This is a genomic window from Nocardia sp. GCM10030253, from assembly GCF_042675075.1.
Taxonomy (GTDB): Bacteria; Actinomycetota; Actinomycetes; order Mycobacteriales; family Mycobacteriaceae; genus Nocardia.
In genome coordinates, this window is record NZ_JBHTDL010000005.1 from 72,803 (window position 1) to 95,370 (window position 22,568).

General features: G+C 66.5%; 22 protein-coding genes. 12 read left to right on the top strand and 10 right to left on the bottom strand.

Annotated features, from left to right (window positions below):
• Positions 1 to 145: 145 nt before the first annotated feature.
• Both ACFQZZ_RS08665 and ACFQZZ_RS08670 read left to right on the top strand, forming a co-directional pair.
• Complete coding sequence (locus ACFQZZ_RS08665) at positions 146 to 1,153, top strand: adenylate/guanylate cyclase domain-containing protein (protein ID WP_378676585.1); 1,008 nt, start codon at positions 146 to 148, stop codon at positions 1,151 to 1,153.
• 21 nt (positions 1,154 to 1,174) lie between these two features.
• Positions 1,175 to 1,945: an RluA family pseudouridine synthase gene (locus tag ACFQZZ_RS08670; protein WP_378676588.1), complete on the top strand. Its 771-nt coding sequence runs from the start codon at positions 1,175 to 1,177 to the stop codon at positions 1,943 to 1,945.
• 28 nt (positions 1,946 to 1,973) lie between these two features.
• Here ACFQZZ_RS08670 and ACFQZZ_RS08675 read toward each other — a convergent pair whose 3' ends face one another.
• A complete protein-coding gene (locus tag ACFQZZ_RS08675; RefSeq protein WP_378676591.1) occupies positions 1,974 to 2,618 on the bottom strand; it encodes a TIGR03086 family metal-binding protein in 645 nt (214 codons plus the stop codon).
• A gap of 80 nt (positions 2,619 to 2,698) precedes the next feature.
• Between ACFQZZ_RS08675 and ACFQZZ_RS08680 the strand changes: the two genes are divergently transcribed.
• Together ACFQZZ_RS08680 and ACFQZZ_RS08685 are read left to right on the top strand one after the other, a co-directional pair.
• On the top strand, positions 2,699 to 3,130 hold the full coding sequence (locus ACFQZZ_RS08680; protein WP_378676594.1) for a MarR family winged helix-turn-helix transcriptional regulator: 432 nt from the start codon (positions 2,699 to 2,701) through the stop codon (positions 3,128 to 3,130).
• Positions 3,131 to 3,326: 196 nt separating this feature from the next.
• Entirely contained in the window at positions 3,327 to 4,106 is a 780-nt protein-coding gene (locus ACFQZZ_RS08685) for a metallophosphoesterase (protein ID WP_378676597.1), read from the top strand.
• Between the two features lie 3 nt (positions 4,107 to 4,109).
• On the opposite strand, the gene ACFQZZ_RS08690 is transcribed toward ACFQZZ_RS08685, so the two are convergent.
• The gene (locus tag ACFQZZ_RS08690; protein ID WP_378676600.1) at positions 4,110 to 5,168 is read right to left on the bottom strand and encodes an AraC family transcriptional regulator; all 1,059 of its coding nucleotides are present in this window, start codon (positions 5,166 to 5,168) and stop codon (positions 4,110 to 4,112) included.
• Between the two features lie 83 nt (positions 5,169 to 5,251).
• On the opposite strand from ACFQZZ_RS08690, the gene ACFQZZ_RS08695 reads away from it, so the two are divergent.
• The 5 genes from ACFQZZ_RS08695 (at position 5,252) to ACFQZZ_RS08715 (ending at position 11,305) form a co-directional block, all read left to right on the top strand.
• The gene (locus ACFQZZ_RS08695; RefSeq protein ID WP_378676603.1) at positions 5,252 to 6,718 is read left to right on the top strand and encodes a flavin-containing monooxygenase; all 1,467 of its coding nucleotides are present in this window, start codon (positions 5,252 to 5,254) and stop codon (positions 6,716 to 6,718) included.
• Positions 6,719 to 6,823: 105 nt separating this feature from the next.
• Entirely contained in the window at positions 6,824 to 8,929 is a 2,106-nt protein-coding gene (locus ACFQZZ_RS08700) for an ATP-binding cassette domain-containing protein (protein WP_378676606.1), read from the top strand.
• Positions 8,929 to 9,666 carry an energy-coupling factor transporter transmembrane component T family protein gene (locus ACFQZZ_RS08705; protein WP_378678284.1) on the top strand — a complete coding sequence of 246 codons (738 nt, stop codon included), beginning with the start codon at positions 8,929 to 8,931 and terminating at the stop codon, positions 9,664 to 9,666. Before ACFQZZ_RS08700 ends, ACFQZZ_RS08705 begins: the two co-directional genes overlap by 1 nt.
• 39 nt (positions 9,667 to 9,705) lie before the next feature.
• A complete protein-coding gene (locus ACFQZZ_RS08710) occupies positions 9,706 to 10,425 on the top strand; it encodes a hypothetical protein (protein WP_378676609.1) in 720 nt (239 codons plus the stop codon).
• A gap of 235 nt (positions 10,426 to 10,660) precedes the next feature.
• Entirely contained in the window at positions 10,661 to 11,305 is a 645-nt protein-coding gene (locus ACFQZZ_RS08715) for an ammonium transporter (protein WP_378676612.1), read from the top strand.
• A gap of 76 nt (positions 11,306 to 11,381) precedes the next feature.
• Here the strand turns inward: ACFQZZ_RS08715 and ACFQZZ_RS08720 are convergent, their stop codons facing one another.
• Positions 11,382 to 12,623, bottom strand: a complete 1,242-nt coding sequence (locus tag ACFQZZ_RS08720) for a lipase family protein (RefSeq protein WP_378676615.1) — start codon at positions 12,621 to 12,623, stop codon at positions 11,382 to 11,384.
• Between the two features lie 276 nt (positions 12,624 to 12,899).
• Between ACFQZZ_RS08720 and ACFQZZ_RS08725 the strand changes: the two genes are divergently transcribed.
• On the top strand, positions 12,900 to 13,547 hold the full coding sequence (locus ACFQZZ_RS08725; protein WP_378676618.1) for a cysteine hydrolase family protein: 648 nt from the start codon (positions 12,900 to 12,902) through the stop codon (positions 13,545 to 13,547).
• A gap of 69 nt (positions 13,548 to 13,616) precedes the next feature.
• Here ACFQZZ_RS08725 and ACFQZZ_RS08730 read toward each other — a convergent pair whose 3' ends face one another.
• The 3 genes from ACFQZZ_RS08730 to ACFQZZ_RS08740 form a co-directional block, all read right to left on the bottom strand.
• Complete coding sequence (locus tag ACFQZZ_RS08730; protein ID WP_378676621.1) at positions 13,617 to 13,796, bottom strand: antitoxin; 180 nt, start codon at positions 13,794 to 13,796, stop codon at positions 13,617 to 13,619.
• Between the two features lie 173 nt (positions 13,797 to 13,969).
• On the bottom strand, positions 13,970 to 14,200 hold the full coding sequence (locus tag ACFQZZ_RS08735; protein WP_378676624.1) for a hypothetical protein: 231 nt from the start codon (positions 14,198 to 14,200) through the stop codon (positions 13,970 to 13,972).
• A 61-nt stretch (positions 14,201 to 14,261) separates the two neighbouring features.
• On the bottom strand, positions 14,262 to 15,680 hold the full coding sequence (locus tag ACFQZZ_RS08740; RefSeq protein WP_378676627.1) for a LysR family transcriptional regulator: 1,419 nt from the start codon (positions 15,678 to 15,680) through the stop codon (positions 14,262 to 14,264).
• A gap of 609 nt (positions 15,681 to 16,289) precedes the next feature.
• Here ACFQZZ_RS08740 and ACFQZZ_RS08745 point away from each other — a divergent pair.
• Together ACFQZZ_RS08745 and ACFQZZ_RS08750 are read left to right on the top strand one after the other, a co-directional pair.
• Positions 16,290 to 16,961, top strand: coding sequence for an RNA polymerase sigma factor (locus ACFQZZ_RS08745; protein ID WP_378676630.1), 672 nt, complete (start codon positions 16,290 to 16,292; stop codon positions 16,959 to 16,961).
• The gene (locus ACFQZZ_RS08750; protein WP_378676633.1) at positions 16,961 to 17,746 is read left to right on the top strand and encodes a hypothetical protein; all 786 of its coding nucleotides are present in this window, start codon (positions 16,961 to 16,963) and stop codon (positions 17,744 to 17,746) included. Before ACFQZZ_RS08745 ends, ACFQZZ_RS08750 begins: the two co-directional genes overlap by 1 nt.
• Positions 17,747 to 17,848: 102 nt before the next feature.
• On the opposite strand, the gene ACFQZZ_RS08755 is transcribed toward ACFQZZ_RS08750, so the two are convergent.
• The 4 genes from ACFQZZ_RS08755 to ACFQZZ_RS08770 are packed head-to-tail and all read right to left on the bottom strand — an operon-like array spanning position 17,849 to position 22,333.
• Positions 17,849 to 20,164, bottom strand: coding sequence for an ATP-dependent DNA ligase (locus ACFQZZ_RS08755; protein WP_378676636.1), 2,316 nt, complete (start codon positions 20,162 to 20,164; stop codon positions 17,849 to 17,851).
• Between the two features lie 49 nt (positions 20,165 to 20,213).
• Positions 20,214 to 20,429 (bottom strand): antitoxin, encoded by a 216-nt coding sequence (locus tag ACFQZZ_RS08760; protein ID WP_378676639.1) that lies wholly within the window; start codon positions 20,427 to 20,429, stop codon positions 20,214 to 20,216.
• 34 nt (positions 20,430 to 20,463) lie between these two features.
• Positions 20,464 to 21,600 carry an MBL fold metallo-hydrolase gene (locus ACFQZZ_RS08765; RefSeq protein WP_378676642.1) on the bottom strand — a complete coding sequence of 379 codons (1,137 nt, stop codon included), beginning with the start codon at positions 21,598 to 21,600 and terminating at the stop codon, positions 20,464 to 20,466.
• A gap of 7 nt (positions 21,601 to 21,607) precedes the next feature.
• Positions 21,608 to 22,333 (bottom strand): enoyl-CoA hydratase, encoded by a 726-nt coding sequence (locus tag ACFQZZ_RS08770; RefSeq protein ID WP_378676645.1) that lies wholly within the window; start codon positions 22,331 to 22,333, stop codon positions 21,608 to 21,610.
• Positions 22,334 to 22,568: the final 235 nt, after the last annotated feature.

The following is a 22,568-nucleotide window of genomic DNA, read 5'->3' on the forward strand; positions in this document are numbered from 1 at the left end:
CCAGTCGACCCGCACCAACCATCCGGCGATCGACTTTGTGATCCACCACGAGCATTTGTCGCTCGGACTGTGGCGTTCCAGCTGGACGGCGCTCCCTTGGCCGGTTGACGCCCTGCGCCCGCGGCTTGGCCGTAAGGTACCGGCCATGGTTCCCACCGAGAATTCCGAGCTGGTCCAGTCGGTCGTGGAGTCGTATCTGCTCGACGGACCACGCCGATACGGCCGAGGCGAGGTCGCCGCGCGGTCCGGGACATCAACCGAGCTCACCGGGCGGCTGTGGATGGCGCTCGGCTTCCCCACCGGTGTCGACGACGACGCCGTCGACTACACCGACGCCGATGTCGCCGCGGTCCGCAATTTCCGCGCGCTGAACGCACTGTCCTCGGCCGACTCTCGGCAGCAGTCCGCGACGGCGCGCACGCTCGGCCAGGGCATGGCCCGGCTCGCGGAATGGCAAGTCGATCTGGTGCTCGCGGAGATCGGCGACCGCATCGCCAAGGCCGATCCCGGCGCCGACCCGGCCGAGACGGTCCGAACCGCCACCGAGGCGGCGATTTCGACACTCGAACAGCTCAATGACTACGCCTGGCGTCGCCACCTCGCGGCAGCGCTCGCTCGTTCACTCGACCCGGGAACAACGGCGGGCGAATCCGTCCGCGAGTTGGCGGTCGGCTTCGCCGATATGGTCGGCTACACCCGGCTGACCAGGCACTTGCACCCCGATGAGCTCGCGATGCTGCTGGAAGCGTTCGAATCCACCACGACGGCCGCGATCACCGAAAACGGCGGCTGGGTCATCAAGAATGTCGGCGACGAGGTCATGTTCGCCGCCGAGGATCCGGCCGACGCCGCGCGGATCGCGCTGGCCATCCAGGAAAGCACGATGATGGTCGGCGGCACTCCCGATCTGCGCGTGGCGGTCGCCTACGGGCCGGTCTTGCAACGATTCGGCGATCTGTACGGCTCCGTGGTGAATATCGCGTCCCGCCTCACCGGCGTCGCCCGCCCGGGCACCGTGATGATCGACGACGAAGCCGCCGCCGCACTGGCGGACAATCCGGAGTTCGATATCCGCAACCTCCGCAGCGTCCGTGTCCGCGGCTTCAACCGCCTGCGCCCGCACGTCCTGCGCCGCAACGGCAAGTACAAATAGCCTCCGCCTAAGCTCGTCCGGGTGGATGTGGACTGGGCGGAGTTGCGGCGGCGGTGTGTCGTGCTGGAAGACACAGCGGTGCTGGCGTTGAACAAGCCGGCCGGAATCTCCGTCACCGGGGAGCGGCACGACAGCGACATCGTCGAGGCCGCCGCCGCGGCGGGCGAGACGCTCTACCCCGTGCACCGGATCGACAAGGTGACCTCCGGGTTGGTGCTGCTCGCCAAGGAGCTCGCCGCGCACGGGCAGCTGACCAGGCAGTTCAACAAGCAGACCGCGGAGAAGGCGTATCTTGCGATCGTCGAGTCGACAGGGCTGCCCGACCGCGGCGTCATCGACCTGCCGCTCAGTGCCGGACGTAAGAATCGGGTCCGCATCGCGGCGCAACGGGAGAGCATCCGCACCGCGGCGGACCGCTGGTTCGTCGACGCGGCAGATCTGTTGGATACCAAGAACTATCCGTCGGTCACCCGCTTCGTGACGGTCCACCGCGCCGACGCCCACACCGTGCTCGCGTTGCGCCCGATCACCGGCCGCCGCCACCAGATCCGTGTGCACCTGGCCTGGATCGGACACCCGATCGTCGGTGACCCGTTGTTCGACAAGTCCGGTCGCCACGAACGCACCTATCTGCACTCATGGCAGCTCGGCCTGGCCGCGCCATGGCGCATTCCCCCGCAGCTCGCGCTGACGGCGGCACCGGGCCAGGACTTCTGGCAGCCACTGCGCGCCGAGCAGCCCGACGTCGAATCGATCCTCGGCCGCGCCGACGAACTCCTGCACGACGCATAATTTCGCAGCACTCGTCGAGCGAGTCGATTCAATTGGGCCAGTTCGGGGAACGGCCAAGCATGGCGACGATGTCGTCGAGGGTGGAATCACCGGACCAGGTGATCTCCGGGCCGAAGGCGGCACCTGGGGCCAGGCGGGCCTTTCCGCCGGGGACGACTTCGGCGACGACGAGCGCGGCCGCCAGTAGGTCGTCGTCGAAACTCACTGTCCTGCCGAGGGTTCGGGCGATGTCCCAGGAGTGCACGACGTAGTCGATGAAGTGGAAGCCAACGGCTTGGGCGCCGGAGAATTCGAAGGCCGTGGTGAACTCCGGCAGCGGGAAACTCCGTTCCGGCACGCCGTCTTCGGCGAAGGCCGCGATGACGTGCTCCGCTGCGGCCCGGTAGCTCTCGGCCGGGTCCGCACCGAGGCGACGTAGCTTCCACAGCGCCGGGTCGCCCTCGCCTCGGGCCGCGGCGGCGAAGCCGTAGTGCTGGGCGATCATGTGCGTCAGCAGGCCGTGCAGCGTCCAGTCTGCGCACGGCGTCGGCTTGGCGAGATCGGTCGCGGTGACGTGCGATACCAGTTCGATGCTGGTGCGCACCGCCTTGGCGTCGAGCGCGACTAGGTCGACATCGGCGCCGACCGCATCGAGGGTGCGCAGCTCGGCGGGGGTGCTCGAATCGGTGGTCATGTCCTGATCCTCTCGCTAATAATAAGCTCTCGCTTATCATAAGCATCAGCACACCGATTACCAAGCAGTATTTTCTAGCTATGCCCGAACCAAAGCGCCCAGATCTGGCCGCGATGATCGTGCCGCTCGTCCGCGCGCTCACCGCGGCGGAGCTACCCGTGCTCGAGCGCCACAACCTGACCATGTGGGGCTATGTGGTGCTGCTCGGACTCGGCGACGAACCCGTGTACACCCAGTCCGCGCTCGCCAAAGCGATCCGTGCGGACAAAACCCGCATCATCGGCGTGCTCGACGACCTGCAGCAGCGTGGGCTCATTCACCGGGCACCGGATCCCGCGGACCGTCGCGCCCACCTGGTGTCGCTGACTCCGGCCGGCCGGACCACCCGCGAACGCGCACAACGCGAGATCCAAGAGCAGGAAGACCGATTGCTCGCCCACTTGAGCCCAGCGGACCGGCGAGCGTTCGTGCGCGCCTTGCAGACGTTGGCGGCATTGACCGCTGACCAATGACTCCTACCGGCCCGCGCAGGCCGGATCACCTGGAACAGGCGTGAGTGCCGACACAGACCGCCGAGCTGGTTTCGGCCGGTGGCGAGCCTCATGGCGACGCGTAATGCGCAGGTCATCTAGCCTGATGACGTGCCGTCCGAGCGACGCGGGCACACTCTGACGCAACGGAGCGATCCCCCAGAGAAAGCGAACGCCGATGATCCTGGTGGCTCAGGTCAGCGATACCCATTTCGATCTCGGCGCCCGCAACGCCGAACGCGTCGAGCGGGTGCTGGCGTTCATCGCCGACCTGCAACGCAGGCCCGATGCCATCTTGGTGACCGGCGACGTCACCGACTCCGGCAAGCCCGATCAGTACGCCGAGGCGCGGATGGCGCTGAAATCCGACATCCCGGTGTACGCCATTCCCGGCAATCACGATGATCGCGCCGCCTTCCGCACCGCGCTGCTCGGCGAACCGGCCTCGACCGCACCGATCAATCACGCGCACCGCGTCGGCGAACTGACTGTCGCCCTGCTGGATTCGAGCATCCCCGGCGAATCGAGCGGCCGCCTGAGCGACGAGACCTACGACTGGCTGCGCGGTGTGCTGGCCGCGGCGCCCGCCGACGCGCCTGTGCTGCTTGCCCTGCATCACCCGCCCGCGCACCTCTTCAGTCCCGTCATCGATGGAATCTCGCTGACCGAACCGGACCGCCTCGCCGAACTCGTCGCGGGCGACAAGCGCATCGTCGGGGTGATCACCGGCCATGCCCACTCCTCGGTGGCGACGACCTTCGGCGGGCGCCCGCTGCTGGTGGCGCCGAGCACCGCATCCGTGCTCGGCGGCGAATGGGAACTCGATCTCCCCCATCGCGTGATGGACTACGCACCGGATCCCGCCCTCGCGCTGCATGCCATCGACGAAAACCTCCGCATGACAACACATTTCCGCAGCGTCCCGATGGGCGGCTGGATAGGAGTCCAACCCCGCTGACCGCTATCGCCGGCTAGCGCGCTCGCGCCGATAGGCGGCGGGCGTCGCGCCGGTCCAGCGTTTGAAGGCGAAGATGAAGGTCGAGGATTCGGCGTAGCCGAGGCGGATGGCGACGTCGCTCACCGAAAGTGGTGTGGCGGTGAGCATTTCCTCCGCGAGAGCGCGGCGCACTTCGTCCAGTAGGGCACGATAGCTGGTGCCCGCGGCATCCAGGTGGCGACGCAGGGTGCGAGTGCTCATGTTGAGATCGCGTGCGACGGTGTCGATTCCGGCGGGCGCAGCGAATCCGTCGGCACCGCCGGGTACCAGCAGCTCGCGCACCTCTGCCGCGATGCCGGTGCGGGCGCGGCGCCGGTCCACCAGGTCCCGACATTGCGCGAGACAGATCGCCCAGGTATGCGCGTTCGCTTGCGGCAGTGGCTGTTCCAGCATCGCCGGGTCGATGGAGAACAGATTGTGCGCGCGCCCGAACTCGGGTCGCACCCCAAGGTCCTCGGCGAGCCGGTCGGCGTATGCCGGTTCCGCGAAACGGAACTCGGCGCGGGCGAGCGGCAGATTCTTACCGAGCAGGTCGCTCATCACCTGATGCATCGCGGTCACGTCGCGTTCGACCAGGAACTGCCGCACATCGGCGGGTATCGACTCGTCGTGCACCCAGGCGACGAATTCGCCGGATCGCCATTCCGCGACGGGCAGGCAGAAGGTGAAGCTCAGCTCCAGATAGCGCAGCGCGAACAGGATCGCCTCGCCGAGCGTCGGGCTGCTGACGCAGGCGAAGCCGAAGATCCCGAAGGTCGTGATCCGGTAGCGGCGGCCGACCTCGATGCCGAGCGCAGACCGATCGGCCAGCGCGCGCACCAGGTTGCGCACCACGGCGAGTTCGATATGCGCGTCGATCTGCGCGTCCGGGTCCCGCAAGGTCGCCTCGGTCAGCCCGGTGCCCGCGAGCATCCGCCCGGCGGGCACGCCTTGCTCACCCGCGTAGCCGACCATCAACACCACGCTGGCTATTCCGCGCGGAAAGTTCCAGTCGCGGATTCCCGGATCCTGCACCCGCTCCACCGGGCCATTATGGCCGAAAATCTCGATCCCTCACGCTGTGCGTCCTAGAGTGGGCTTAAAAGCACTGCTGTGAGGGGTGTCACATGGAACCTGGCGAGCGGCCGTCGGTCATCATCATCGGATCCGGCTTCGGCGGCATCGGGATGGCGATAGAACTGCGACGCAGCGGCTTCGACGACATCACCATCCTGGAGCGGGCCGCCGACATCGGCGGCGTCTGGCGGGAGAACACCTACCCCGGCGCGGCATGTGACGTGCCGTCCCCGCTGTATTCGTTCTCCTACGAGCCGAAGCCGGACTGGCCGCAGCGGTACTCCGGCCAGGCCGCCATCCAGGACTACCTGCGCGGTGTGGCCGACCGCCACCAGTTGCTGGAGCGCATCCACTTCGGCGCCGAGGTGACCGACGCCGAGTTCGACGACGTCGCGGGCCGCTGGACGGTGCGCACCGCCGATGGGACCGCCAGAACCGCCGACGTCCTGATCCCCGCGGTCGGCCAGCTGTCACGGCCCGCCATGCCCAACATCCCTGGCATCGACACCTTCACGGGCCATGCCTTCCACTCCGCCGAATGGGACCACGGCGTCGAGCTGACCGGCCAACGGGTGGCCTGTATCGGTACCGGCGCAAGCGCCATCCAATTCCTCCCGGAGATCCAGCCGTCGGTAGCCCACCTGACCCTGTTCCAGCGCACCCCGGCCTGGGTGCTGCCCAAGTTCGACACCGACTACAAGCCGATCCAGCACAAGCTGTTCGCGCATCTGCCCGGTGCGCTGCTCGTCGAGCGATTCGGGTGGTGGGCCATCGCCGAGTTCGTGGCACTCGGGCTGGTCGAGTTCCCGCGGATCGCGAAGATGGTGGGCAGCATCGCCACGCGGCACCTGGAAGAGCAGGTCACCGATCCGGACTTGCGCGCCAAGCTCACCCCGGACTACCCGATCGGATGCAAGCGCGGACTGTTCTCCAACGACTATTTTCCGGCGCTGACCCAGCCCAACGTCCGGGTGGAGACCGCGGCGATCACCGAGATCACCCCCGAAGGCCCGCGCACCGCAGATGGCACCGTGCACGAAGCGGATGTGATCATCTACGGGACCGGCTTCAAGGGCACCGAGTTCCTGTGGCCCATCAATATTTACGGCCGCGCGGGCCGCAAGCTTTCCGACGTCTGGCAGGGCGGCGCGCACGCCTACTACGGCATCACCGTGCCGGACTTCCCGAATCTGTTCCTGGTCTACGGCCCGAACACCAATCTCGGGGTCGGCTCGATCATCTACATGATCGAATCCCAGGCCCGCTACATCCGCCGCGCCATCGAACTACTCGCCACCCGCCCCGGCCACTACCTCGAGGTCCGCGCGGAGCCGGAGCAGCGGTTCAACACCGCCCTGCAACAACGCCTGGCCAGAACACCATGGAACTTCTGCTCCAGCTGGTATCGCAACGCCTCCGGCCGCATCACCAACAACTGGCCGGGGACCCAGATCAGCTACCGCCGCAAACTCCGCAAGGTAAATGTTGCCGACTACACCCTTACTCCCGCCGCCTGACCCACTACCGAGCGAACACACTCCCGACCCGCACGGCAATAGCGCGAGCGGGCCGAACGTCGGCAGGCCCGAGCGCGGCGCGGTTCGAGCAGGCAGACTTGTTGCGTGAATGATCTGCCCTCAGCCGCAGGCCCCATCGACCGCGGACCGCTGCGGCCGATCGAATTGGCCACCGGTGCGGTACTGGGCGGTGTCACGGTCGGGCTGGTCACCATCGGATCGGTGATCCCGTTCGCCGCGGGGTTGCAGCTGGTCGCCGCAGTGCCGCTCGGCCTGCTCGCCTACCGCTATCGTCTGCGTGCCCTGCTCACCGCCACCATTGCGGCCGCACTGGTCACCTTCGTCGCGGCCGGCATTGTGCCCGCCATCGGCCTGGTGAGCTCCGCCACGCTCGCGGGCATCATCGGCACGGTGAAGCGGCGCGGCGGCGGACTGGTCGCGGTGCTCGGACTCGCGGTACTCGCCGGGCTGGTGTGGGGCGCTTTCGCCGTCGGAAACCTGCTGCTGTTCTCCCGGTCACGCGATCTGCTGTTCGACAGCATCCGCAATCTCGCCCACGGCGTGCAGAATCTCGCGGCGCGGCAGCCGCAGCTCGAGCCGCTCGGACGGCTCGCCGCCGACACCACCGACGCCGTGCTCGCGTCGTGGTGGGTCTGGATCATGGCGGGCGTGACCGCTGGGGTCCTGGTGAGCGCGGTGTTCTCCTGGTTCGTCCTCGGCTCGGTATTGGACCGGCTCGCCGATCTGCCCGGCCGCGATCGGCTCGACGCGCCGCTGGACGACCGGCCCATCGCACCGCTGCCGGTGACGCTGCGCGATGTCACCTTCCGCTATCCGGGGGCGTCGGTGGATGCGTTGCACGGCATCGACCTCACCGTCGATATCGATGAGTTCGTGGCGGTCGTCGGCCACAACGGGTCCGGCAAATCGACGCTGACCAGGCTGATCGCCGGTCACCCACCGACCTCGGGCACCGTGCACCGTCCGGGGTCCGCCGGCCTCGGCCACCTCGGCGGGACCGCGTTGGTGCTGCAGCGGCCCGAAAGCCAGACCCTCGGCGTGCTCGTGGCCGACGACGTGGTGTGGGGCCTGTCCGAGGAACTCGCCGCGGCGGTCGACATCGACGCACTGCTGCGCGAGGTCGGCCTGGACGGCATGGGCGACAAGGAAACCGCGACCCTCTCCGGCGGCCAGCAGCAGCGGCTCGCGGTCGCCGCGGCGCTGGCCAGACGCCCTGCGCTGCTCATCGCCGACGAGGCCACGTCGATGATCGATCCCGATGGCCGTCGTGACCTCGTCACGCTGCTGGCCGGACTGCCGAAACGACACCATATGGCGGTGGTGCTGGTGACCCATCACGAAGCCGATGCCGCGGCCGCCGATCGGGTGGTGCATCTGGCCAGCGGGCGCACCGTCGAGCACCTGCCCGCCTGGCCGCGGCCGATGCGCGATGCGCGCCGCCGCCCCATGGGCGAGCCGATTCTGGAGCTGCGCGATGTCCGGCACACCTACAACCGCGGAACACCCTGGGAAGCACCGGCATTGCACTCCGTCGATCTCGCGGTCCGGCGTGGTGAGGCGCTGCTGATCGTCGGCGGCAACGGATCAGGCAAATCCACCCTCGCCTGGATCATGGCCGGGCTGATCGAACCGAGTTCGGGCCGTTGCGAACTCGCGGGCAAGCCGAGCGCCAAACGGACCGGCCGAGTCGCACTGGCGTTCCAGCATTCTCGGTTGCAGATGCAAAAACAGACGGTCGGCGCGGAGATCGCCGACTGGGGTGGGCGGGCCACCGGCTCCGGCGCGGTCGGGCGCGCCTTGGACGCCGTCGGCCTTGATCGGCGGTTGGCCGCGCGATCCATCGAGGAACTCAGTGGCGGACAGGCGAAGCGAGTGGTGCTCGCGGCGATCGTGGCCAGCCACCCGCAGGTCGTCGTGCTCGATGAGCCGCTGGCCGGTCTCGATCCAGAGGGTCGCGCCGATGTCGTCGAACTCCTTGCCCGCCTCCGCGATTCCGGCCTTACCCTGATCGTCATCTCACACGACGTCGAAGACCTGGCCGGGGTGTGTGACCGGACCGTGCACCTGCAGTCCGGGAGCATCCCGGGGGCCGCACCGGTGCACGATCCGACGAATGTGCCCGATGCGACTGCGCACAAACTCGATCCACGCGCCGCGACCGCCTGGCGCCTCGAGCACGGAGGTCGATGATGAGCGCAGTCCTTTTCCGCGAAGTCCCGGTGTCGAGCCCGGTGCACAGCCTCTGGGCCGGCACCAAAATGATTGCGGCGTTTCTGATCAGCCTGCTGCTGATGTTCCTGCCGTCCTGGCCCGTGCTCGGCGTGATGGTCACTTTCCTGCTGCTGATCGGCGTGGTCGCCCGGCTGCCGCTCGGCACGCTGCCGCGACTGCCCTGGTGGTTCTGGGCACTACTCGGCGTCGGTGCACTGATCAGTGTTCCGGTGGGCGGTGCGGCCGTGCTGCGCTATGCCCAGACCGCGACGTTCGCCCTGATCCTGGTGGCCGCCTCGTTCATGATCGCCTGGACCACACCGCTCGGCGATGTCGCGCCCGCCCTCGCCAAGATGGCAGGGCCACTGCGCAAACTTCGGCTGCCCGTGGATGAATGGGCCGTCGTCGTAGCCCTCACCCTGCGCGGCCTGCCGCTGCTCATGGACGAGATGCGCGTTTTGCGCGCGGCACGCAAGCTGCGTCCGAAGGACGGCATGCTGCAACGCGCCGCCGATAACCCGCTGATCGACATCCTCACCGCCGCCATGGCCGTATCCACCCGCCGCGCGGGCGAATTGGGTGAGGCGATCACGGCACGCGGTGGCACCGGCCAGCTCACCGCGCACCCCAGTTCCCCCGGTCGCCGCGATGCGATCGCGTTGGCTGTCGTCATTGCCGTCTGCGTCGGCGCGATCGGGCTCGACCTGCTGATCTGACCTCGGGCGTCAGCTGCGGCGGGTGGTGTCCATCGCCGCGTGGCAGACATCGGATTCGGCTGGGGCGGGGTGATACTGGCCGGTGTGACGGACAGCGACGACGTTCCGGCCTGGCAGCGGCGGACGGCGGGTGAGTCGCGGGTCGCCGCGACCGCGGCGGTGCTGGCGATCGTGGTGTTGCAGCTAGCGCTGCCGAATCAGTTCCTGCCGGAACCCGCCTGGCTGTTGCCCGCACTGGAGACAGTGCTGCTCGGGTTCCTGGTGGTGGCCAATCCGGTGCGGATCGACCGCGAGGAGACGTGGCTGCGGTGGGGCGGGCTGATCCTCATCGGACTGCTGGCACTGGCCACCGCATGGTCGGCGGACCGGCTGGTGGTCGGACTGATCGATGGGACGCTCAGCGGTGAGCCCGCGAAGTTGCTCGCCACCGGCGGGGCCATCTGGTTGACCAATGTGGTCGTGTTCGGGTTGGGCTACTGGGAATTCGACCGTGGCGGACCCGCCGCACGAGCGCACGCGCGGCAAACGTTGCCGGACTTCCTGTTCGTCCAGATGCAGAACCCTGAACTGGCCGAACCCGACTGGGAGCCGCAGTTCATCGACTACCTGTACTTGGCGTTCACCAACGCGACCGCGTTCAGCCCGACGGATGTGATGCCGATGTCGCGGTGGGCGAAGACGATGATGATGGCGCAGTCGGCGATTTCCCTCATTCTGGCGGCACTGGTCATCGCCAGGGCGATCAACGTATTGCAGTGACGGCAGTCGGCCACGCCTGGTTGTATAGCGAAGTGCTATACGAGAATTCGTGACTCGAAACAGAAATGATTACCCCTCAAATTGTGGCCCAAACCCTCGTCCGCGCGGTACGGTGACCTTCGCAGGAACTGTTCTCTGTATCACATCAAGCGCTGCACGCACGTTCGGGGGAAAGAATTTCGGCGTGCGTGGTGTTGGGTAGGGCTTGAAACCTGATGAAGATTGGAACACCCGAATGAATCTCCGCAAGATCACTGCGGCCGCAGTCCCGATCGTCGCCGCGGTCGCGGTCGCGGGCACCTCCCACGCGCAACCGGCGCCCGCACCCGAGATCGGATACGAGACAAAGCTGGTGGGCGGCAAGGTCGTCACCACGCTGACCGATGGGGTGTTCGAGGTGGCGGGCAACTCGGTCGACATCAAGGACACGGCGGGCAACACAGTGGTCACGCTGCCGCTGTCGTTCCGGCAGGATGGACTCGAGTTTCCGCTGCCGCATGCGGTGCAAGACGCGGGCCGGGTGCTCGAACTGACCCCGGTCAAGGACTACGCGCAGGCGCGCCCGGTGGCGCTGACCGCGGTCGCCTCGACCGCGGAGAACCAGCAGGCACAGGACACCTTCCTGTCGCAGTTCGGAATCGCCACGGCGGTGGGCGGTTTCATCGGCACGGTGATCGGCGCACTGGTCGGGCTGACCGGCATCGTCGGCGGACCGACCGTGATCGCGAGCGTTGTCGCCGGCGCCGCGATCGGTGGCATCATCGGCACCATCGTGGTGGGCGGACCCGCACTGCTGATCGCGGGCATCGACCTGGTCAGCACCCTGACCGCGCCGCCGGGAACCACGAAGTTCGCGAGCCCATCAACTCCCACTCGCTAGCTCGACAAGTCCTGACGCCGGCGCGCACCGACTCATACGAGTTCGGTGCGCGCCTTGCCATTTCCGGTGTCAGGCGTTACCTGCCGTGGCAGCCGGGGGCAACCGGCACGCCCGCGAACCTGTCGGCGAGATAACCCATCGCTCCTGCGGCCTCACCGATGGCGGCCGGGTTGTGGCCCGGCAGCTGCGAATGCACGAAGGTGATGTCGGCGCCCTGCGCGCAGTATCGGCCGAGCAATTCGGTGAAGCCAACAACGGGGATCACATCGTCGGTTGTGCTGTGGTACAGGTACGTCGGGACCGCGGGCGCGCCGGTACCGAGCTCCTGCGGATCGGTCGCCGCCTGGAAGTTCGGGTGTGAGAACAGGTTCGGTTCGATCGTGAAATCATCGACGCGGGCGTTGATGTACTTGATGACCAGATCCGAACCGCAGGCGGCCGAGTCCTCGGCAAGCATCGTGCGACCGCGCTCATTGAGCATCTCCACGATTCCGGCGTTCGGGTTGTTCTTCGCGACCGCGAGCAGGACCAGCATCGCCAGACCGGCCTGGGCGGTGCCATCCACACCCCTGGCGATGGCGGGCCAGTTCGCGGGAACACCGCCGGAGGTGATGCCCGCGAATCGCACGTCGGGCGCGTAGTCAGGTTGCATCTGCGCCGCCCACAGCGTGGCGAACGCACCACCTGAATAACCCCAAGCCCCGATGGGGCTCGCGGGCCCGACACCGCCGGGCGCGAAGGCGCGGGCGGCGCGAATGCCGTCGAGCACACCGCGTCCCGAGTTCACCCCGTCCAGGAATCGGGACTGTGGACCCTCGTAGTCACTGGCCACCACCGCCCAGCCTCGACGCAACGCCTCGGCCATGAACGGGGTGTCGATCCAGGTGTTGATGCCGCCGATGTCCCACCCGCCGCGCAGGGCGTAGGACGGCGCACAGCGGCTTCCGAGGCTGTCCTCGGCGACCTGATAGGACAGCAGCGGCCGCTCCCCCGGCCCGAACCACGGCAGGTTCGGCACCATCACGGTGGCCATCCCCGGCACCGGCCGGTCGCTGGCGTCATTGGTCCGGTACTGCACCTGCCATGCCGAAACCGGAAGGGGCAGTCCGTATAGCGCGATCTGCCGCGATCGCAGGATCGCGCCGTCCGGGTAGGCGGCCAGGTCGGCGGGCGCGGCGTAGAACGGATCGTCGTCCGGGCGCGGCACGTCCGCCCGCGCGACGGTCGCCATCGTCATGAAGGCCAGAACCAATAGCAATATGGCGGCGAGAATCGATGCCGGTCCGGTGACACCCAACCTGCCGCGAAGTATTTTCATCGGGGCCTCCAGACTTCCGACGCGGCGCGACGCAATGGCGCCGGGTACACGTCAGCGCCGACTCTGCCCGGCCTCGAGGACACCCACGGTACACCGAATACCACGCCCGGCAACGGTCATCGGAGGGCAGCCCCACCGCCGACCTCGTCCTGGTCATCCATGGTTACAGTGGGGTCGAAAGTGCCCTCCGCACAATCGAATAGCAAGCGCACCCGAATCGCTGCCGGGCCGAGTCCGGACGGCGATCGCAGTATCGAGAATGGAGTTGAGCCGACCATGCGCCATGGCAATGGACTGGACATTCCCGAAGGACTCGCCGATGTGTGTGCCCCGCACCGCATGGCCGTCATCGTCTACGACATGCAGGTCGGTGTGCTCAGCCAACTACCGGACAGCGAGGAGATCATCGAGCGCGTCGCGCGGGTGGTCGAAGCGGCCCGTCGCGGCGGCTACCCCGTGATCTTCCTGCGGCACTTCTTCCTGCCGCGCAGGCTGAGCGGAACATTCGCCCTGCGGATGGCGATGAGCTGGCAGCAGGCGGATTCGGTCGATGACCTGAAGTTCATCCTGCAGCGCGACACTCCGGCCTTCGAGCTGGTCCCCGAGCTCCGGCCGACCGCCGACGAGGTGGTGTTCGACAAGACGTCGATGTCCGCATTCGAGGGCACGCCCCTGGCCGCGGTGCTACGCGATCTCGGTATCGGCGCCTACGCGATCGTCGGCGTCGCGCTGGAGATCGGCATCGCCCCGACGGTCACCCACTCGACCGATCTGGGTTTCGTGCCGGTTGTCATCAGCGACGCCTGCGGCGGCCGCGATAAAGAGGCAATGACGCGAGCGTACGACGAATTCGAGTTCCAGGGCCATGCCATGGTCACCGATACCGCGTCCATCCTCCCGCTGCTGGCGGGCGCACAGGACTGAGCCTCGCGCCTGGTATCCGTCGACCGGGGAATCGAAATGTCCCCGGTCGACCACCGACATCCGGTGTGATCACCCCTCCTTGCGCACTGCCTTCTTGGCGGCTTCCTGAGCGCTGTCGACCTGGCCCGCGAACTTGCCGTCGGTCTTCTTGTCGACCAGATCGCCCGCCTTCTCGATGACCGTATCCACCTTGTCCGCGTTCTTCTGGGCCAGGTCCATCGCCTTGTTCGCCAGGTTCTTGAAATCCACAGGGCACTCCTCGTTCGCGAGCCAACACAGTTTCGAGCCGATACAACAGCAGACCAACCGTACCCAGCGCGACCCGCGTTTCGCCGCCATGACAAACGGCGAAGGCGGTCACACCCGGTGCAGACAATAAGAAAGCCCCGCCTCCATGCGAGGCGGGGCAATCTCCAAGGGCATCAGCGCCGCTGGCTCATGCGCCAGCCGCGGTAGAGGCCGACGGCGAAGCCGCCCGCCGCCGCCAGCACCGCGGCCGTCGCGTGGCCGACAACCACCAGGGTGACCGCGGCGCCGACGATGATCGCCAGCGCGAGCATGTCCACCCACGGGTTGTTGCGGTTTCGGTCGTCACCGCGGCGCGACTTGTTGTCTCGCGAGCGTCGGCCCGAGGCCTTGGTTTTTGTTGTCATGTGCCGTATTCGACTGAGACCCGACGGATCTCGAGCGCAGGGCCGAACGCATCCGCGCGGCTCAATGGATGTAGTGCCCGGGATCCCGTAGCGACTCGATCGTCGGGCAGGGCCACGGCTGCGCGCAGCTGGTGCATGCGCTGCCGTACTTCCTCGCTGGGACGTGTTCGTTGAACGCTCTGGTGTCGGCCTGGACGTACTCGTCGTTGTCGGCGGAGTACCGGTTCATGCCCTCGTATTTCAGCATCTGCGTCTGAATCTGCTCGCGCACACGCTGAGTTCGATCATCGAAGGGCTTGCTCGACGAGTTGCTCGTCATGGATGAAAACGTAACCTTGGTGGCCGTATCCTGTGCCGTAATCTCGAACTCCGCATCCCGGAATTCCGGGTCTTTGCGTTGGCGGTAGCGCGGCAGCGCCTCCGGTCGGTGCGACTCGATCATGGTGTCCGCCGCGAAGTTCGCCAGCAGACGAGAGAATGCCTGTACGCGCTTGGCGAAGTCCGTTGGCTTCTCGGTGGCCGCGCGGGTACTCGCCACCACGGTGTAGTGCAGGCGGTTGCCACCGGGCGTGATCAAAGGAACCCACTTGTAGCTCTCGGTCCACGTGCCGCCGAGCGGTCCGCCTTCTTCGAATTGCAAGGCGACATCGGACGGCAGCACCGGAGTGCCGAGTCCCGCTTTGGCTTTCATGATGAGGACTTTGGATTCGTACTCGCTTCCCGCGACGAGCAGTGACGCTCCCGGCCGGGTTGCGGCGGTGAACGCGGCATCTAGTGCCATACGGGATCGGGTGTCGTAGGGCGCGGTGAGGATCGGTATGCCGTGCAGGCGCTGGATGGGGTACCGGTCTTCAGGCCATTTGTCCTTGGCGACCATAACCTCCAACCACGCTGTGTAGAGCGGGCGTTCGTCCACATCCTTACGCAGCTGGGCATACTCCGGGAGGATCGGGATCTTCAGCCCGACGACGAGGTCGTGGCTCCCGGCGACGAGCGGGCGGATAGCCCGCTCCATGAAGTGGCTCATCGCGCGGTGGTGCTCACCGAGCACCCGCGCGGCGGGCGCGGGCAAACCCTCCCGCACCCACGCATCGGTGGCGTCCTTCAACGCAGGCGCGACGAACGGCGTGTGGTGGGGCAGCGACATGACGGTCAACGGCCGGTCGGAGCCGTGCACCAGATTGATCTGGCGGTTGAGGATGTCCCGCATCTCTCCCGCGACGTACTGACCGAATTCGGTAAGCACTACCTCACCCTTGCGGTAATTCTGATTGGACTGGAAGAGCCGATGATGGAATATCCGGTCCAGCGCATTTTTGTCCCTGCGCACCATAGTTGGCGTGATCCCCAGCCGATCCGCTGTTGCCGCAACAGATTTCGTCTCGGCCAGCGTCGGCAAGATTCGCATCCGACTGGGGGTGAGCGCCTTCCAATCTCCTGGAATCGCGTCCGCTGTAGGTGCGTCATCCTCTGCGGCCATGACGAGACCCTTTCCGAAACAAACAGTTTCGCTCGAACCCCAACGTTGCTCGCAACCGCCGTGTCTGCGACTTGCTCGGTACAAAAAAGATTGCGGCATCCCATTGGCCGGTGTGCCGCAACCGGAGAGCAAACCTTCGCTCGAAAGGCATTGCCGCATGTTCCCCGCTATGCCACACAAGGCTATTTCGGTCCGGGCAACAGGATCGTTTCAAGGAACCCCGCAGCTGCGAGCTGATCGAGTCGTGGGCCCGCGTCTGTGAACCTGGCCAGTCCCTCCGACCCGACCGATCGACATGAGCAGCAGGAAGGTCCCGAAAAAAGTGCCGAAAGAAAGTTCGCCGATCTGCTCGAGGTTTCGCAGGGCAGATCCGAGTACTGGGTGTGACGGTGTCCCGGGTTGCCCCCGACGAAGACCACGGAGTGGTTCGTGCCGGTTCGCCGGCTGGGGATGTCGCCGGTCACGCCCGCACACACGCATGGTCAACGAGCACGGCATCCGCACCGGCAGCTGGCCCGGTTTCGACCCACATTGTGGGCGGAACGGGCTTGTCCGGCGGATGGAGGCATACGCCGCCTTGGCGTCAATTCAAGAGAGTCGAGTGAGGATATGACCGACGCGCAGTCGATGGCCGAGTTCGAGACGATCTACCGCGACAACATCCACGCGGTCCGGAGGTACCTGCGGGTGCAGGTACGTGGCAACGAGAGCTTGGTCGACGATCTATCCCAGCAGGTCTTCCTCGACGTCTTGTCGGACATCGACGCCGTACTCATCAAGTACTTCCCGGACGGCGTCGAAGGCCTGCTGATCACGATGGCCAGGAACAAGGCGATCGACCATTTCCGCAGGACGAGCCGGATCCACTACGCCGGTGACGAGTTCGCGAACTTCGAGGGCGCCGCGGGCGCACGCATCATCCCGCTGCCGCCGCCGCATGGCGACCCGCTGGCGCAGGCACTGAGTAGCGAGTTCTCCGCGCGGTTCTGGAGCCGACTGTGCAAGGCCGGCGACCCCCGCGACAAGCAACGCCTGACCGACGCCGAGTACCGGGTGGCGTTGATGGCATGGCTCGAGTGCAAGTCGGTGGAGGAGATCGCGCTGGAACTCGAGATCACACCGGGGTCGGTCTACACCCACCGAAGCCGGGCCCGGCAAAAAATCGAAGCGATCATGAACACCGACGAGTACTTGGTCACATTCAGGCGTGACCAGACCCTCCGGAAGATCGAGAACAAAAGTGTCACGCACAGGCCGGGGCAAGTAGCGAAGGAGAAGTAATGAACATGGAAAACGAGAAGGAGACCTACGGCATCACGCCCCCGATCTCGATCAACATCCATGAGGCGTTCCAAGGGTTGGAAAGCTATATCGAAGAGCAGGACGACGATTTCGACGTCGACGCCGGTTGGGCCCGGCTCGAGCGAGTCATCGACGACGACCGGGCCGCCGGTGACGACCCCGATTCGGGCGCACCACCGCAGGCACCGGGGCAATTCGACACCGTCGTCGAGCCGTTGGCCAGCGTGCTCGCCTTCGCCGAAGCGGCTGAGAATCGGCAGGAACAGAACCTTCCGCCGATGCGGGCCGCGACCACCATCGGCTTCCGGCCGCCTCCGATGCCGTGGTTCTCCGCGGCGCTCGCTTTCACCACCGCGGCATTCTCGGGAATCGTTGCCATCATGCTGCTCGCCTCGCGGGTCGAATTCTGGTACCCGATGTTGGTGTCCGGCGTCCTCACCGTGTCGTTGATCGGATTGGCCTTGGCGGCGATGGAGGCACGCAGACGAAGGTTGATCCGCGAACGGTGGCGGCTACAACGCGCCGATGCATCGGTCTTCACTGGCCTACACAGGGTCACGACCAGCAGCTGCGCCTGCACCAATTGCGATGGAGGAGCTCATACCGTGAGAAAGACCGGCCTACGCATCGACGAGAGGGTCACACCGATCGGCGAACGGCGCGAACGGCGATGGGCGCAGTTGGCGGCGATGGCGGGACCGGGTATGGCCCCGCTCGCCGGGTTGGCGCCGCTCGGCGGGCTGGCCCACGCAGGCCGGAAATAGGAGCTGACCATCAGCCCGTCCGTCGTTGCCACGAGGCAGCGGCGGACGGGCTTTCGTGCAGGACAATCAATCCCGCTGCTCGCGCCCGCATGAGCCGGTGGATCAGCCCGACAATCCCAACCAGGCCGGGTGCCAGAGCCGACCGATTTCGGTCCAGTTCATGAAGCGCACGGTTCCGGTGAGTTTTGGAGTCACCCAGACCGCCTCCTTGCGCTCCTCGGCGGTCAGTTCGTTGTCGAACGGGCTGGTTTTGCGTTCCAGTTTCGAGAGGCGGGCTGCCAGGTTCTTCATATCGGATTCATCGAAGCCGGTGCCGACTCGGCCGACGTAGTACAACCTGCCCTCGTGTGGGATCCCGACCAGCAGCGATTTGAAATCCCTTGCCTCGCTGCGCCGCCAGCCGCCGATCACCACCTGCTGGGTGCGCCAATTACGCTCCTTCACCCAGGAGTGCCCGCGCTTGCCCGGTAGGTATACCGAGTCCTTTCGCTTGGCAACTACGCCTTCCATCCGCTGCTCTTGGCTGTAGCGCAGGGCGTCGGCACCCGCACCGTCCAGGCGCGGCGGTACCAGCATCGACGGCGCATTCGCGGCGAGCGCCTCCAGCACTCGGCGACGATCCGAATACCGTTTGCGGACAAGCGAAGTACCGTCGAGATACAGCACGTCGAAGGCGACGAAGACGGCCCGCGCGGCATCGGCCTGCAGCAGACCGAGATTGGCGACTCCGTGATCGTCGAACACCACGGCCTCGCCGTCGAGCACCACGCTGTGCCCCGACAGTTCCGCGGCCAGCGCGGTCATCCCCGGATATCGGCTCGTCACCACATTGCCGGCACGACTGCGCAATGTGAGTGTGCCGGACTCGATTTCGGCGATCAGCCGGAACCCGTCCCATTTGGTCTCGAAGCACCACTCGGCGGCATCGAGGTCGGCGACCTCGCCCTGCGTTGCCAGCATCGGCTCGAGACCGCGCGGAAAGGGCGCGGGACCGCTCGGCCGCTGCGGCGCCACGACGACAGGCCTCGCGAGTCCATTCGGCAGGTCGTGCTCGGCGACATCGTCGGCCTGCGGCGATTGCTCGCGCATCAGATGCATCAACCACTGATTGCCATTGGTCTGGATCAGCGCGTACCGCCCTTGCAGACGCGTGCCGTGGAACGCGACGATCACCTCGTCGTCGCGCCACTTCTCGGTCTCGTAGGTGCCGGAATCCCAGATCGTCATTTCCCCTGCGCCGTACTGGCCCTTCGGGATCGCACCATGGAAGTCCAGGTATTCCAGCGGATGGTCCTCGGTATGCACGGCGAGTCGATTCTGCTCCGGGGAGGTCGGTGGCCCCTTCGGCACAGCCCACGACACCAGCACCCCGTCGCGTTCGAGCCGTACATCCCAGTGCAGCCGCCGCGCATGATGTTCCTGAACGACGAACCGGTCGCCGGAACCCGAGCTCGCCACTGCGGCGGGCACCGGCTCGGGTGTACGGGCCGGATCGCGCATCGACCGGTACTTCGTCAGGGCGTCGGTGCTCGATATCGGCGGGTCGAGCCCGGCAAGCAGGTCGCCGTTGTCCCGCCAGCGCGCGAGCACCTCGTCGAAACGCAAGTGCCGCAGCTTTTTTCGATTCTCGATCTCGGCCCAACTACGCGGCGCCGCCGCATTGGGCTTGGTCCGGCCGCGCAATGAGTACGGCGCGATCGTGGTCTTCGCCGGATTGTTCTGGCTCCAGTCCAGGAAGACCTTGCCGGTACGCACCGCCTTCGCCATCGTCGCGGTCACCAGATCCGGGTGCAGCTGTTCGAGATTCGTGGCCACCTGCTTGGCCACCGTCGACGCGCCACCCGGGCTCAACTCACGGTCGAGCGGTACATAAATGTGAATTCCCTTGCTGCCGCTGGTGACCGGGAAAGCGTGCAGCCCGATGCCTTCGACCATGTCGCGCACCGCCAGCGCGACTGTGGCACATTCGGCGAGCCCGGCGCCGGGTCCAGGATCGAGGTCGAATACCAGTCGGGTCGCGGGGCCGACCTCGTCGCCGTCGAAACGCCATTGCGGCACATGGACTTCCAGCGCGGCCTGCTGCCCGAGCCAAGCCAGGCCCGCCTCCGAATCGATCACCGGATACACGACGGGACGGTCGGAATGCTCGATGGTGTGCCGCCGCAGCCACGACGGAGCGTGTGCGGCAAGGTTTTTCTCGAAGAACGAGGGCTCCTCGACCCCATTGGGCCAACGTTTCCTGGTAACCGGGCGGCCCGCGATGTGCGGCAACATGGCCGGGGCGATCGCCGCGTAATAGGCGATGACCTCGCCTTTTGTTGTTCCGGTTGCCGGATACAGCACTTTGTCGAGGTTGCTCAATTCAACCTCGATGCTCGGCAGGCCCGAGCTGCCACCGAATTTCCGGCGGGTCACCATAGTCGAATTTTAATGGCGGGGACCGACAATGACAGGCCCCCGCCGCACATCAGGCCTGCGAGCCGGGCTGTCCGGGCCGCTCGGGCGGGACCACCTTCTTGGCGGCCTCCTTGCCCTTCTCGATCTTGTCCGAGTACTTGCCCTTGGTCTTGTCGTCGATGAAGTTACCGGCCTTGTCGACCGCTTCGTTGATCTTGTCGGCGTTCTTGGACGCCGCTTCCTTGCCCTTGCCGACCAGGCCCTTCAGAGTATCCACGAGACTCATGCCATCGTTCCTTCCTGTTGCCTAACCGAGGTGTTCAACCCACATCTTCCCACCACGAATCCCGTGCTGGGAGGCCATTGGGATCCACGCGCTGTCCTGGCATCGGCACCGCGATCGCGGTGCCCGCCGCCCGAGCCGCCTCGACCATCCTGCGCACCGGCTCCGACCACCCGTGGAACGCCAGATTGAAGGTCGCCCAGTGAATGGGCACGAGCACGCCATGGCCAGGGTCGCCGACACACAGATCGGCGTGCGCGCGCACCGCTTCCTCCGGGTTCATGTGCACATCCGGCCACCGCTCGTCATAGGCGCCGATCGGGAGCAGGGTCAGATCGAACGGGCCGAGCGCCGTACCGGCTTCGGCAAATGCCTTGGTGTAGCCGGTATCTCCGCCGAAGTACACCCGGCGGGTCGGGCCGACGATGGACCAGGAGGCCCACAGCGTGGTGTTGCGCACCAGGCCGCGGCCGGAGAAATGCCGCGCCTCGGTGCACGTGATCACCAGGTCGGTACCGTCCCGCTCACGACCGAGCGCGGCAAGGGAAATCGAACCGCCCCAATCCAATTCGATGATCCGATGCTCCGGGACACCCCAGTGGCGCAGGTGCGCGCCGATGCCGATCGGCACCAGGAAGGGCGCCGCCTGGCCGAGCACGAGTTCCCGGATGGTGGCCTTGTCGAGATGGTCGTAATGGTCGTGGGAGATGATCACCGCGTCTACCGGCGGCAGCTCCGACAGCGGCGTCGGGACCGGATGCATCCGCGTCGGGCCGACCATCAGCGACGGCGAAACCCGTTCGCTCCATACGGGATCGGTGAGAATCCGGTAACCGTCCACCTCGACGAGCGCGGAAGCGTGCCCGTACCAGGTAACGGCGAGATCGGCCGCCTCCTGCGGCACCACGGGGGTCTCCAGCGGAATCACCCCGCGAGGACGGCCGGCGTTGCGCCGGGTCAGCGCCGAGTACAGCAGTGACAGCCCCGAACCCGCGATGATCTGACTACTCGCCTCGGTGTTGTGGAACTGGCGATTGCGGTAGCTGGCCGCACCGGACGCGTATGGCTGAATAGCCGACATCGAGGCGCCGATCGCGGAGGGGATATCCCACACCGCGCGCACCACCCACGTGACACCGAGTACGCCCGCAGCCACGCCGATGATCTTCTTCATGGTCATATCATCGCCCCACGAACTTCGCGGCGCGCTTCTCTTGCCTGGCGAGGCGCCCCTCCTGGGCGTCCGCGCTGCTCCACGCGGCCTCCAGCGCCGTACGCTGCAGGTGGTTCTCCGGTTCGCGGGTGCCGTCGTCGTTCAAGACCAGCTTCATGTGGCGCAGCGACAGCGGCGCGAGCGCGGCAATCGACTTCGCCCACGCCTGCGCGTCGGCGAGCGTCCCGAGTTTGTTGGCGAAGCCGAAGGAGTAGGCGTCGGCGGCCCATACCGGTTCCGCGCCGAGCAGGATGGTGCGGGCCGGACCACCGCCGATCAGCGACGCCAGTCGCCGGACGGTCCAGCGGTCGACCGAGATACCCAGCTTGGCCGCCGGAATCGCGATGTAGGCATCCGGCTCCAGCACGCGAAGATCGGAGGCCAATGCGATCTGGACGCCTGCGCCGAGCGCGGCGCCGTTGATGGCGGAGATCACCGGCACCGGAACGGACTCGATGGTGTGCAGCATGTCCATCAGACCGCCGAGGAAATCGTCGGAGTAGACGCCGGACAGATCCGCGCCCGCGCTGAAGATCGGGCCCTGCCCGGTGAGCACGATCACCCGCGCATCCTGGGCCGCCGTCCGTACCGCGTCGCGAAGCTGCGTCACAAGTTCGCTGTTGAGCGCGTTTCGGCGCTCCTCGCGCTGCAATTCGATGGTGACCACGTCGCCATCGCGGCTGACTCCGAGCATGCATTCTCCCCAACTGACCGGTTCGAGTGGTTACAGTCAACTCTGCCACAGTCGCCGGCACAGACCAGGCAGGCACTAGCGACTGCTCGGAGGTCGCTCGAAACGGCACCGCTAGCGACTGCTTGCAGGTCGCTCGAAACAGCACCGCTAGCGACTGCTTGCAGGTCGCTCGAAACAGCACCGCTAGCGACTGCTTGCAGGTCGCTCGAAACAGCACCGCTAGCGACTGCTTGCA

Coding starts and splice junctions, on each gene's coding strand:
- ACFQZZ_RS08715 (WP_378676612.1), top strand. CDS start 10,661: ATGAATCTCCGCAAGATCACTGCGGCCGCAGTCCCGATCGTCGCCGCG.
- ACFQZZ_RS08675 (WP_378676591.1), bottom strand. CDS start 2,618: ATGACCACCGATTCGAGCACCCCCGCCGAGCTGCGCACCCTCGATGCG.
- ACFQZZ_RS08745 (WP_378676630.1), top strand. CDS start 16,290: ATGACCGACGCGCAGTCGATGGCCGAGTTCGAGACGATCTACCGCGAC.
- ACFQZZ_RS08735 (WP_378676624.1), bottom strand. CDS start 14,200: ATGACAACAAAAACCAAGGCCTCGGGCCGACGCTCGCGAGACAACAAG.
- ACFQZZ_RS08740 (WP_378676627.1), bottom strand. CDS start 15,680: ATGGCCGCAGAGGATGACGCACCTACAGCGGACGCGATTCCAGGAGAT.
- ACFQZZ_RS08665 (WP_378676585.1), top strand. CDS start 146: ATGGTTCCCACCGAGAATTCCGAGCTGGTCCAGTCGGTCGTGGAGTCG.
- ACFQZZ_RS08765 (WP_378676642.1), bottom strand. CDS start 21,600: ATGAAGAAGATCATCGGCGTGGCTGCGGGCGTACTCGGTGTCACGTGG.
- ACFQZZ_RS08685 (WP_378676597.1), top strand. CDS start 3,327: ATGATCCTGGTGGCTCAGGTCAGCGATACCCATTTCGATCTCGGCGCC.
- ACFQZZ_RS08760 (WP_378676639.1), bottom strand. CDS start 20,429: ATGAGTCTCGTGGATACTCTGAAGGGCCTGGTCGGCAAGGGCAAGGAA.
- ACFQZZ_RS08755 (WP_378676636.1), bottom strand. CDS start 20,164: ATGGTGACCCGCCGGAAATTCGGTGGCAGCTCGGGCCTGCCGAGCATC.
- ACFQZZ_RS08680 (WP_378676594.1), top strand. CDS start 2,699: ATGCCCGAACCAAAGCGCCCAGATCTGGCCGCGATGATCGTGCCGCTC.
- ACFQZZ_RS08725 (WP_378676618.1), top strand. CDS start 12,900: ATGCGCCATGGCAATGGACTGGACATTCCCGAAGGACTCGCCGATGTG.
- ACFQZZ_RS08695 (WP_378676603.1), top strand. CDS start 5,252: ATGGAACCTGGCGAGCGGCCGTCGGTCATCATCATCGGATCCGGCTTC.
- ACFQZZ_RS08750 (WP_378676633.1), top strand. CDS start 16,961: ATGAACATGGAAAACGAGAAGGAGACCTACGGCATCACGCCCCCGATC.
- ACFQZZ_RS08705 (WP_378678284.1), top strand. CDS start 8,929: ATGAGCGCAGTCCTTTTCCGCGAAGTCCCGGTGTCGAGCCCGGTGCAC.
- ACFQZZ_RS08770 (WP_378676645.1), bottom strand. CDS start 22,333: ATGCTCGGAGTCAGCCGCGATGGCGACGTGGTCACCATCGAATTGCAG.
- ACFQZZ_RS08720 (WP_378676615.1), bottom strand. CDS start 12,623: ATGAAAATACTTCGCGGCAGGTTGGGTGTCACCGGACCGGCATCGATT.